Here is a 12157-nt window from a genome sequence, read left to right on the forward strand (position 1 = left end):
GCCAACTGGTTTTTAGATGTGAATTGTAGGATAGAAATGGTCCCAAGCTTCTTTTATGCCGTCTGCATAATACCCTTCAGCGCGGTAAAGAAGCGCATGGGGTGGCAGCTCATTCAATTCATCTTGAGCATTTCCAACAATAACGGCGGGATAATCAAGTGACAGCATTTCAGCGTCATTGCCTGAATCCCCTGCGAGTAAAATATTCACGCCTTTCTTAGCATATTCAAGAAGGACATATTCCATTGCTTTGCCTTTACCGCTACGTTCAGGTAGTATATCCAAATCACTTCCTGAACTGTATACGATATGACAGGGAATATGATGAGTATCGAGCTTAGCTTGAATAGCTTGTACGATATGTGGCTGACAGGAATCTAGGGTATAGGATATACGCTTTTGATGAGGTAAGTTCTGCCGGATTATCGAATGGAAGTCTGCAGAAGCTGATAGAACGTCATTAGGTGACCACGTTTCATTTACCCATGCGGCCCATGTCCTGTCTTCTGACCAATCAGGTGCATGGTAAATTGCTGTTCCAACATCCGTGATGAGGATATCGGGCAGTGGCAATTTTTCTTGTTTAATGAGTGAAAGCGCCGAATTTAAATGTCTGCCTGTTACATAAACGAGGGCAGGATCAAACTGTTTGTCACGGTAGAATGAGAAAAGGTTATTTAATGCTGTCTGATCACCGACTAACGTATTATCCAGGTCAGTCGCCAGCAAGTACGATTTTTGTTTCATTGGCAACTCCTTTGTATGCTCTTGCCATTTTGTATGCGATTACTCTCCAATCAAATTCCTCACGTGCATAAGCAGCTGCTCTCTGTCCTAGCTTTTTGGTGAAATGAGGCTTATCCAATAGAGTAGACATGACTTGTGATAGTTGAAAGGGATTATTATGCTCCACGTGCAGACCTGTCATGCCATGCATTATAATGTTCTGCAGTCCCCCGACTTTTGAAGCAATAACAGGACTTCCACATGCTTGCGCTTCCGCAGCGACCATTCCGAATGATTCATAATATGACGGGACAATAGTAGCGATTGAGTTAGTAAACAATCGAGCCAGTTGCTGTTGATTTTGAGGGCCCAGAAATTCCACTTTGTGATTAAAGCCTTCAATTGCCATACGAAGCTTCGGGCTCTTCGGTAAATGATTTGTAGGAGAAATACACGATTCACTGCCGCCTGCAATAATCAGCTTAGTACGGTCTGTGGAAGGACGGTCTTTTATAAACAGTTCAAATGCCTTTAGGAGAGTGTATATACCTTTCGTTGTTTGCAATCTACCGGCAAAGGCAAAGTAAGGTGATACTACAAGTTTTGGCTTGTTCGCTTGAAACGCTTTGTCAACACCGATAGGAATAACTTTCATAGGTGCTGGATTATCTATAAATTCACGGATTAGTTGTTTTTCCGATTGAGTTGTAACTACAATCAAATCTGCTGAAGTCAGAATCATTTTTTCAGTAAGCAAGCGGAGTGCTTCCGTGTTACCTGTTGCTTTCCGCTTCGCCATGCCCAGCGAATGATTCGTGTGAATCCAAGGAATACCCCACTTTTGCTTTATAAAAGAACCAACAAGGCCCGATAACCAATAATGAGTATGCACGACATCATAATCTTTGAAGTTAAGGGTCTTTGACATTTCATCAAAGAAGGCGGGAATCAGACGGTACATTTCATTTTTTTGCACAAAATAATGTTTTCCTGCTGCTATGCGTATGACACGGCAGGCGGTTCCGAAACGTTCAACTTGAGGTGTATCTAGACTATTCCAATGCGTGACCACATCTACCGCATACCCCTCACTCTCTAAAGCTAGAGCCAGTTGTCTAACATAATTATTTTGGCCGCCGGCTTGCTCACTGCCTAGTGGTGCTAACGGATCACCATGATCAGAAATAAACAATACTTTTCTTACCATGCCTTTTAATGCTCCTTTCTTCATGCTTTTCAAACAAATAATTCTTAAAGCTCTATTCATTTACCCTGAATATCTCAAAGAGAAACATATATTGGTTTATTATGTATAAATATAGGGGAAATGAAGGAAGTCTGGAGGTGAATGTATGCAGCTAAAACAAAGCCCTGTATGGAAAACAGGATGGACATATGTTAAGATTCTGGCAGCCTATGTAATCACTAAATTATTTTATCGAAAGAATACCGACATAATTCTGTTGATTGGCGGAAATCTTGGAGAAAAATACGAGGATAACGCTGCGGTGTTTCATCGCTACGCTATAGATAACTTTTCGGAGCAAATGGATATTTACTGGATGTATGATCCGCAATACGATTACATAAAAAAACATGAGATTCCGAATGCTGTGCCGCTTGGCAGTTTACGTAATTATTTATTATTCTTTCGAGCGAAGTATTCCGTTCATGGTCATTCCATCATGTATGACTTGGCTCCTTATATGGATAAGTTCATCTTCTTGAATAAAAAAACCGTGATGTTGCATATCAGTCATGGTATTGAATGTTTCAAAAAGATTTTAATTCAGAAAGAAGATATCCCATTATTGGAAAGGTGTAATTACTTTAATTGTGCTTCGGAATATGAATATAATATCAAGCGCAATGAATGGGGGATACCAAAAGAAAAGTTGATTGTGACAGGTATGGCTCGTTTTGACCTGTTGCCATTCAATCGGCCTTCCTCTGAAATTAAACGTCTTTTGCTGATGTTTACTTGGAGAGAGTGGCTATTTGACCTAACTGAAGAAGAATTTTTAGAGAGTACGTATTTTCAATCAACCGTGGAACTTCTAAATAGCGAAAAGCTACAAGAGCTCGTCCAAGAGGAGAAGCTTGAAGTGAGGGTTATCCTACACCCTTTCATGAAACGTTATGAAACATATTTCAGAAAAAATAGTTTAATTAGTGACCAGATATCTTTTTTCAGTTTCGATGAAATAGTAATTATGCGAGAATTGCATGATGCGGATCTGCTAATAACAGATTACTCCAGCATTTGCTGGGATTTTCTTTATATGAATAAACCTATTATTTTCTATACGTTCGATCAACAAGCATTTTTGGAAAATCGAGGTTCCTATTTAGATTTGGATACAGATCTATTTGGCTATAAGGCGAATAATCAAGGAAAGGTACTCCATTATTTAGAAACTATTATTGAAGAAAAACGATATGATAATCCTTTTTTCGGCAGAGCATCCGAATACATTGACTTTTTCGATCAGCAAAATTGTGAACGTCTAGCAAAGGCTCTTTTTCAAAAGGAGTTTGTATTGAATCAGAGAGGTCATTAATAGCATTCTAAGAATGAAAAACATTTTCCTCTTGTTTCTATCGAAGCAGTACAGTATAACTGTAATAAACAGAAGTAAAGGAAAATGGGTGAAAAAGTGGAACAACGTAAAGAACAATGGTCTTCAAAGCTTGGATTTATTATGTCCTCGGCAGGTGCAGCAATTGGCCTTGGAGCAATCTGGAAATTCCCATATGTAACAGGAATGAGTGGTGGTGGCGCGTTTTTCCTATTATTCGTTATATTTACAGTTTTGATCGGATTACCAATGTTGATTTCCGAATTCATTATTGGACGTGGTTCAGGTAGAGAAGCAATTAATGCCTACAAGAAGTTGGCGCCAGCCAGTGCATGGCCGTGGATTGGCAAGCTCGGTGTTGCTGGATGTTTTCTTTTACTATCTTTCTATAGTGTAGTTGGCGGTTGGGTATTCGTATACAGCGGGTTATCCATTGGTGGCAAGATCATTAGTGAAGGTGCTTCCTATTCGGATCAATTTGGATCGGTTGTAGGTTCGCCAATCACGACATTGATCGGTCTGTTTCTATTTACTATCATTAACATATTAGTCGTTTCTTCCGGTGTACAAAACGGGATTGAAAAAGCGAATAAATATATGATGCCTTTATTATTTGTGTTTTTTATCATTTTAGTTATTCGTTCATTGACGTTGCCTGGTGCAATGGAAGGTGTATCGTTCTTTCTGAAGCCTGATTTCTCTAGCATTACAAGAGAATCCGTGTTATATGCACTTGGCCAGTCTTTCTTTTCATTGGCCGTCGGATTTTCTTGTATGGTAACGTATAGTTCATATTTGAAAAAAGATGTTAGTTTAACTTCATCTGCTAGTTCCGTAGTGGGGATGAATTTATTTGTTTCATTACTAGCAGGTTTAGCTATTTTCCCAGCAGTCTTCGCGTTCGGTCAAGAACCGGCTGCAGGACCAGAATTACTATTCATGGTGTTACCGGCAGTCTTTTCACAACTTCCACTCGGGCAAGTATTCTTGGCGTTATTTTTAATCTTGTTTTTGTTTGCAACATTGACGTCCTCGTTTAGTTTGTATGAGATTATTGTGGCAGCCATGACTGCAAGTGGCAAGCGGACACGTAGGTCAGTGACTTGGTTGATTGGTGCGGTTGTTTTCATTGCCGCGATTCCTTCTGCATTGTCTTCGAGTACGTTGTCAGGGTTCTTACTATTCGATAAGAGCATTTTTGATGCAACCGATTATCTGGTTAGTAATATTTTGCTACCAGCAGGATGTTTGCTGATCGCGTTGTTTATCGTCCACAAGATGGACCAAGTGTTGGTGCGCGATGAATTTACATTGTATAATACGCAATCCAAAGGCTTCTATCCGCTATGGCACTTTTTAATGAAGTGGGTAGTGCCATTGACTATTATTGTGGTATTCTTGAATACACTCGGGATTGTGAAATAAGGTAGGTACGGTAAAGAACTATTGATCCAACTAGTTCGCTAATGCAATGTATGTTCCTCGTACTCATTATAATGAAACTAACTATCATACTTTGGGAAGTTTCCTCTTCCGAAATGAAAACCGGTCACAATAAAAATAGCATTTTGTTCTTTAAGACTCTCTTCTACGAGAGTTTTTTTAATATGAAAATTAAAGATTCCTACAGGTTGATTTGACTTATTCATATCAAAATTATATAATACCTATTAAACATGTTGGAATAATATATTTTGACAGGAGTGGGTAAGAAATGCAAAAAATGATCGAGATTCGTTCTGGGGAAAATAATTTATCTGGTGCATTGCATCTGCCTGAATATAGAAAAGAAACCATACCACTACTTATACTTGTTCATGGATTTGTGGGCAGTAAAGTAGGGGAGCACCGTTTGTTTGTAAAAGCTGCACGGTACTTTACGGAGCGTGGATATGGGGTATTCCGCTTCGATTTTAGCGGTTGTGGTGAAAGTGATGGGGATTATGCAGATGTAACTATAACCAATCAATTGAATGAATTACAGGATGTCATAAATTATTTAAGTTCAATCCGAGGGATAGATAAACAACGCATTACGATAGTGGGACACAGTATGGGTGGAGCTGTTGCATCACTTACGGCAGCGAGCGATACACGAATTAAGCAATTAATTCTATGGTCTCCGGTAGGCATGCCATACGAAGATATTACAGGGATTCTTGGACCGAAAGCAGTTCATGAGATTGTTAGACAAGGCAGTCATGATTACCATGGGTTTATGATCAGCCAAACGTTCTTGAAAGATTTGAAAAAACATCACCCAATTGAATCTGTTCGTTCATTTACGGGGCCAACGCATATTATTCATGCAAGGGCCGACGAGCAAATTCCGAAAGAACATGCGGCGCGATACGCTAATTCACTCAATAAACGCGTAAATGCCGAGCAAGTAGTTGAACAGTATATCGACAAAGCAGATCACACCTTTTCTGGTTATTCTTTTGAAGATGAACTATTTGAGAAAAGTTTGGCGTGGCTAAAAGGTAATTCGGCAGGAAGGTTTGTAGTGCAAAAATAAAGTGATTGAGATCTCCCGCAGAGTATAAATATAGCGGGAGATTTTTTTGAAATAAAATTAAGGTGACCTGATCTGTTCCCGCCGATGGTTTAGCAACTTGAATGAAACGCTCATTCAAAATGTTCCACTCTACAATAAGTTCCAAATTTATACAAATTCAGAGCGGCGGTTCTTGAACGATAAATAATAAGCTATATCAGCAATGTCCACCGCCTATATTTTGAATGCAGTGCGAATCTACTCAGGTACCTAAGGAAATCAGTCCCTATGGTATCAGGAGGTTGGGACTGAAATCCTTCGTAATTTTGCGGCGCTGCATTCAAGTTATTGACGTACTTCTGATGATGTTTACTATGGTGGATTTCATTTTTCACCTCCAGGAAAACGGTAAGAAACTATTCATGATTTTCTAGTTAGCAAGTTTACCTTGTTTTCATCAAGGGAATAGTTTTATAAAGCGAGGGATGTAAGCATGTTTAAACCTATAAAAATCTTTTTCATTATTATTTTATCTAGCATGACCGTTACTACAACTCATTCAACTGGAAAAGCCGCTGAGACAACTGGCACAATTAGTGTCGTGTCATTTGACGGCTTGGGATATGGGGATGCACAACGTTACATAGCTAAAGGAATCATGCCCAATTTAGAAGAATTTCAGCAACAGGCAGCCTACGCCACAGATTTTGTTACCATTACACCATCATTGACGGCACCATCACATGCAGCAATGTCTACTGGTGCTGAACCTTCAAAGACAGGTATTGTCAGTAATCAGTTCCATTCATCGGGAGAAAAAGTGAAAGATGACCAAAGTGGATTTTCACAGACGTTAGGTGTTACGCCTATATGGAAAGAGGCAAGAAATCAAGGGAAGGTCACAGCAACCGTCTCCTTTCCCGACTCGAATCCGGATAACGCATCTGCTGCTACGTACGCTGTTTATTCTGGTGGAACCTTAGCAGAATCGAAACTTCATGACTTGGAGTTTTCAGAGATTAAGGATGGACGCGTTGAACAAATAAATGCAAGAACTTCCAAGGTAGAAGAAGCAGTTATTTCATTGGATATAAAAAACTCCCCTACTCAAAAGTTATACATTTTGCGAACAGATGAAAAAGAATCGAACTATTATATTTCCATGGATAGAAAGAAGTTAGGCGAAGAAGTATCACCCAATGATTGGATGGCTGTCGCGCTGAACTTACATAATCTCGATAGCGCAGGATTTTATGTGAAACTAAAAGGAGATCCTGAGAACAAAGAAGAACTTCAGCTATTTCAAGGTACTGTAATGGGCGGACTATACAAAGGACCTGGTCAATTTACAGATAAGATTCAATCTGAATTCGGATTTTACCCAGCACCTGATGAAATTGATGCGTTCAAAAATGGGGATATAACGAGGAAGGAATATGAACAAGTTGGCGAACGATTTGCGAATTGGGTGACGGATGTTAGCTTTTATATTAAGGAGCATTATCAGCCCGATCTGCTATTTTACTATTACTCCCTGGTAGATAATGAATTACATGAATTCCTATTAAGAGAACCCGCACAACCTGGATATCAATTAGCGAATGTTTTGGAAAAAGAGGCATATGTCAGCTGGGCGTTTGGCCAAGCAGATCGAGCAATCGGTCGAATTAAAAACAATCTTAATGATGACGACCACTTATTGATTGTTTCCGATCATGGGTTGGAACCAATTCATACCAGACTTTCGCCGAATAAGGAATTGGAAAAGGCAGGACTACTTGTAAAAGATAAAAAGGGAAATATAGATGCATCTAAAACCAAAGCTTATGCAGAAGCGAGTGGAACGATCGCTCATGTCTATGTAAATTTGAAAGGCAGAGAGAAAAAAGGAATTGTGAAAAAAGAAGAATATGAACAGGTGAGGAATGAAATTGTATCGACCTTTACTAATAGGACCGTTTTTACTAGCCTAACCCAAGATCCGGAAAAGGTAGCACAACCTATTTTACGTTGGCTTACTAGTAAAAGTAAAAACGTTGAAAAGGTTTATATGTATCCGACTTTGTCTGTATTATCTAGCGAAGAGCAGTCACAAGTGTATCCATATGAGACTATTTGGACAGGCGACTCAGAAGGGTATTCTGAGTTAAATAATAATAATAGTGGAGACGTGTTTTTATCTGCAGCTCCTGGATTTTTAATGGGGAAAGACGCAAAAGTTGCTGTCGAACCAACGCAGGAATTAGGGAGTCATGGCGGAAATCCTGAGCGCTTGCAATTACGGCCAATTTTATATGCGTCGGGACCTATGATTCCACCGGGGGAAATGAACAAAAGAATTACGATGACAGATATTGCTCCAAGTGTATATGAGTTATTGGACTTGCAAATTCCTAATTTTGTAGATGGAGAAGCCATTTGGTTAAGGGAATAGTTATATAGGTGAAATGAAAAGTATAATATTTTGATGCATATTGTTTTTCAGGAAGTGCGTAGGTAGAACATTACCTATCGCACTTCTTTTGTTATTAACAGAAGTCTCTTAACATATTACTTTATTAAAAAAGCATCTTGCGTTTAATCAGAATAAAAGTATAATAGTGATTAATTGGTTATTTCAGAAAATGGAAAAAGGTGAGCAAATGAAAGAAAGAAGGAAATTACTTGAAGTGAATGATTTGCAAACGACCTTTTTCACGGATTCAGGAGAAATTCCAGCGGTAGATCATGTGGACTTTTATGTAAGAGAAGGGGAAGTCTTAGGGATCGTTGGAGAGTCAGGTTGCGGAAAGAGTGTCACCTCTTTATCTATCATGCAGTTAATACCAAGTCCACCAGGGAAAATCACCGGAGGGGAAATCCTTTTTGAAGGTCAGGATCTCCTGAAAAAAACAGAGAAGGAAATGAGAGAGATTCGTGGGAACGACGTCGCGATGATTTTTCAAGAGCCTATGACTTCTTTGAATCCGCTATTCACTATTGGCAATCAGATGTCTGAAGCCATTTCACTTCATCAGAAAAAGTGGTCGAAAAAGCAAATTAAGGAACGGGCAATCGAAATGTTGAAATTAGTCGGACTACCCCGCTCTGAAGAAATTATGAAAGAATATCCTCATCAGTTATCTGGTGGTATGCGACAACGTGTCATGATTGCAATGGCGCTTGTATGCGATCCGAAAGTCCTCATTGCGGATGAACCTACAACAGCACTTGATGTAACTATTCAAGCACAAATTCTCAAATTGATGCGAGAGTTAAACGAGCGCATGAATACAGCAATTTTACTCATTACACATGACCTAGGAGTAGTGGCTGAAACCTGTGAACGCGTCGTAGTCATGTATGCAGGACAAGTCATTGAAGAAGCAGCGACAGAAGTGATTTTTAAGAATCCTTGTCACCCATATACACGAGGATTGATTCAATCCGTGCCGGATATGCGCAATAAAAAAGATCGTCTCTATTCGATTCAAGGTAACGTACCAAAACCAGGATCTATTGAAAAGGGATGTAGATTTGCAGCGAGATGTGAAAGCGCTTTCTCGAGATGCTGGACAGAAACACCAGAATTGTACCGAAACTCCGACAATCATCAAACAAGATGCTTCTTATATGACGAACGAGAAGGAGTGATAAGTGCAAATGAACAAACCATTGCTAAGAGTTGAAGGGTTGAAAAAATACTTCCCGATTCGCAAAGGATTGATTGGTAAAACAGTAGGTCATGTCAAAGCAATCGATGATGTTTCATTTCATGTAAATGAAGGAGAGACGCTCGGGATCGTTGGAGAAAGTGGTTGCGGGAAGTCTACGACAGGGCGGACGATAATGCAATTGCTGGAACCTACAGAGGGAGTCGTCGAATTCCAAGGGAAAGATTTGACGAAGCTCTCGGCTAATGAAATTCGAGCGGTTCGTCGAGATATGCAAATGGTCTTCCAAGATCCTTATGCCTCTTTGAATCCTCGTCATACAATCGGAAAGATTTTAGAAGAACCATTGATTGTCCATGGTGGGGGCAATGCAAAGGAACGTCGTGAAAAAGTCGTAGAGTTCCTAAAAATTGTCGGTTTGAGTGAATACCATGCAAAACGCTACCCTCACCAATTCAGTGGAGGGCAGCGTCAGCGAATTGGTATAGCACGTGCTTTGATGACGAATCCCAAATTGATTATTGCAGATGAGCCAGTGTCTGCGCTTGACGTATCCATTCAGGCGCAAGTATTAAACTTAATGCAGGATTTACAAAAGGAATTCAACTTGACGTATATCTTCATTGCACATGATCTTGGTGTTGTACGCCATATCAGTGATCGTGTGGCAGTCATGTACTTGGGGAAGATTGTGGAGATTACAGAGAGTGAAGAGCTATATGCAAACCCCCTCCATCCGTATACACAGGCTTTACTGTCTGCGGTACCTGTACCAGATCCAAATTATAAGAAGGAACAAATCATTATTGAAGGGGATATGCCAAGCCCCGCGAATCCGCCAAGCGGTTGTGCATTCCACACTCGCTGCCCTTTCAAAATGGATGTGTGTACGAAAGTAATTCCTGTATTAGCAGAGGAGAAAATTGGTCATTCTGTTGCTTGCCATCTTTATACGTCGGAAAGCAACGATGATATAGAAAGAAAAAAACAATTGGAGGGATCTGTATGAGAAAAGGGAAACTGTGGTCGTTCGCATTGATCATGCTTCTTGTCTTATCGACTGCTTTGGCAGCTTGTTCAGGCGGTGATGATCAAGAAGGCAGTGGCGACAAGGACAAAGATGCTGCAGATAAAGGCGGCAGTGAGAACAAAACGTTAGTATTTGGACGAGGTGGAGATTCAACATCTCTTGACCCATCCCGCGTAACAGAAGGGGAAACATTTAAAGTAACGGTCAATTTATTCGAAACCTTATTAAACTTTGGGGAGCAGGATACTACGATTCAACCAGGACTTGCTAAAGAGTATGATACAAGTGAAGATGGATTAACGTATACATTCCAATTGGAAGAAGGCGTGAAATTCCATGATGGAACTGATTTTAATGCAGAAGCAGTCGTAAAGAACTTTGAGCGTTGGGCTAATGGAGATTCAGATACATTCCCATACTATAACTCTATGTTCGGTGGATTTAAAGACGATGAAGAGCACGTAATTGAATCTGTTAAAGCAGATGGAAATTCCACAGTGATTATTACATTGAAGCGCCCACAAGCGCCATTCTTGAAAAACCTTGCGATGAGTATGTTCGCTATTTCCAGTCCTACGGCTTTCGAGAAGGGCGACGATGAGTATGAGCGTAACCCAGTCGGAACAGGTCCATTCAAGTTTGTAGAATGGAAGCCAAATGAAACCATTACAATTGAAAAGAACGAAGACTATTGGCAAGAAGGATTGCCGAAATTGGATCGCATCATTTTCCAAGCAATTCCCGACAACTCTGCCCGTCTGAATGCTTTACTTTCCGGTGAAATTGATTTAGCAGATGGAATTAATCCAGCTGATGGAGTAAAGATAGAAGATAACGATGCATTGCAGTTGTTCGAGCGTCCTTCCATGAACGTAGGATATCTTGGATTAACAGTAACTCGTGAACCATTTGATAAAAAAGAAGTTCGTCAGGCAATGAACTATGCTATTGATAAACAATCAATCATCGATTCATTCTTTGAAGGACGTGCAGAAGTGGCGAAAAATCCAATGCCTTCATCTATTTCAGGTTATAACGAAGATGTAGAAGCATATGCATATGATCCTGAAAAAGCTAAAGAACTATTGAAAGAGGCAGGTCTTGAAAATGGATTTGAAATGGAGCTATGGGCTATGCCAGTTCCACGTCCATACATGCCAGACGGCACAAAAGTAGCTGAAGCTATTCAAAGCAACTTGGCTGACGTAGGTATTAAAGCAAAAATCGTTTCGTATGAGTGGGCGACTTACCTGGATAAGGCGAGCAAAGGGGAAGCAGATGCTTTCATGCTTGGTTGGACTGGGGATAATGGAGACGCAGACAACTTCCTGTACGTATTGTTGGATGAAGACAATATCGGAAGTAATAACTACACGTACTTTAAAAACGACGAAACACATAAGCTATTCCTAGAAGCGCAAACAGAAGTAGACGAAGACAAGCGTATTGAGTTGTACAAGCAAGCTCAAGAAATTCTTCACGAAGAAGCTCCTTGGGTACCACTTGCACACTCTATTCCATTATTAGGCGGAGCGAAGGAACTAACAGGGTTTGTTCCGCATCCTACTGGTTCTGATCTGTTGTCGAATGTTGAATTTAAGTAAAAATAGGTAAATTACATGATGAAAGAAGAGGGAGAAGCCAGCATTCTCCCTTTCTTTGATTCATAAAT

General features: G+C 40.0%; 10 protein-coding genes. 7 read left to right on the forward strand and 3 right to left on the reverse strand.

Annotation, left to right across the window (positions count from 1 at the left end; translation table 11 throughout):
- Window positions 1-12 precede the first annotated feature (12 nt).
- Both CSV67_RS11435 and CSV67_RS11440 read right to left on the reverse strand, forming a co-directional pair.
- Window positions 13-747 (reverse strand): HAD-IIB family hydrolase, encoded by a 735-nt coding sequence (locus CSV67_RS11435; RefSeq protein ID WP_099631718.1) that lies wholly within the window; start codon window positions 745-747, stop codon window positions 13-15.
- Complete coding sequence (locus CSV67_RS11440; RefSeq protein WP_233192602.1) at window positions 716-1957, reverse strand: glycosyltransferase; 1242 nt, start codon at window positions 1955-1957, stop codon at window positions 716-718. Before CSV67_RS11440 ends, CSV67_RS11435 begins: the two co-directional genes overlap by 32 nt.
- 121 nt (window positions 1958-2078) lie before the next feature.
- On the opposite strand from CSV67_RS11440, the gene CSV67_RS11445 reads away from it, so the two are divergent.
- From CSV67_RS11445 to CSV67_RS11455, 3 genes are all read left to right on the forward strand, one after another.
- On the forward strand, window positions 2079-3287 hold the full coding sequence (locus tag CSV67_RS11445) for a CDP-glycerol glycerophosphotransferase family protein (RefSeq protein WP_099631720.1): 1209 nt from the start codon (window positions 2079-2081) through the stop codon (window positions 3285-3287).
- A gap of 84 nt (window positions 3288-3371) precedes the next feature.
- Window positions 3372-4730 (forward strand): sodium-dependent transporter, encoded by a 1359-nt coding sequence (locus tag CSV67_RS11450; RefSeq protein WP_099631721.1) that lies wholly within the window; start codon window positions 3372-3374, stop codon window positions 4728-4730.
- A gap of 289 nt (window positions 4731-5019) precedes the next feature.
- Entirely contained in the window at window positions 5020-5823 is an 804-nt protein-coding gene (locus CSV67_RS11455; RefSeq protein ID WP_099631722.1) for an alpha/beta hydrolase family protein, read from the forward strand.
- Between the two features lie 191 nt (window positions 5824-6014).
- Here CSV67_RS11455 and CSV67_RS17125 read toward each other — a convergent pair whose 3' ends face one another.
- Window positions 6015-6197 (reverse strand): hypothetical protein, encoded by a 183-nt coding sequence (locus CSV67_RS17125; RefSeq protein WP_158232931.1) that lies wholly within the window; start codon window positions 6195-6197, stop codon window positions 6015-6017.
- Between the two features lie 98 nt (window positions 6198-6295).
- On the opposite strand from CSV67_RS17125, the gene CSV67_RS11465 reads away from it, so the two are divergent.
- The 4 genes from CSV67_RS11465 (at window position 6296) to CSV67_RS11480 (ending at window position 12089) form a co-directional block, all read left to right on the forward strand.
- Window positions 6296-8236, forward strand: coding sequence for an alkaline phosphatase family protein (locus tag CSV67_RS11465; RefSeq protein WP_099631724.1), 1941 nt, complete (start codon window positions 6296-6298; stop codon window positions 8234-8236).
- Window positions 8237-8444: 208 nt separating this feature from the next.
- Window positions 8445-9470: an ABC transporter ATP-binding protein gene (locus CSV67_RS11470; protein WP_099631800.1), complete on the forward strand. Its 1026-nt coding sequence runs from the start codon at window positions 8445-8447 to the stop codon at window positions 9468-9470.
- A complete protein-coding gene (locus CSV67_RS11475; RefSeq protein WP_099631725.1) occupies window positions 9445-10464 on the forward strand; it encodes an ABC transporter ATP-binding protein in 1020 nt (339 codons plus the stop codon). Before CSV67_RS11470 ends, CSV67_RS11475 begins: the two co-directional genes overlap by 26 nt.
- On the forward strand, window positions 10461-12089 hold the full coding sequence (locus CSV67_RS11480; RefSeq protein WP_099631726.1) for an ABC transporter substrate-binding protein: 1629 nt from the start codon (window positions 10461-10463) through the stop codon (window positions 12087-12089). The genes CSV67_RS11475 and CSV67_RS11480 overlap by 4 nt, the downstream gene beginning before the upstream one ends.
- Window positions 12090-12157: the final 68 nt, after the last annotated feature.

The organism is Sporosarcina sp. P2, from assembly GCF_002743255.1.
In the GTDB taxonomy this organism is placed as follows: Bacteria; Bacillota; Bacilli; order Bacillales_A; family Planococcaceae; genus Sporosarcina.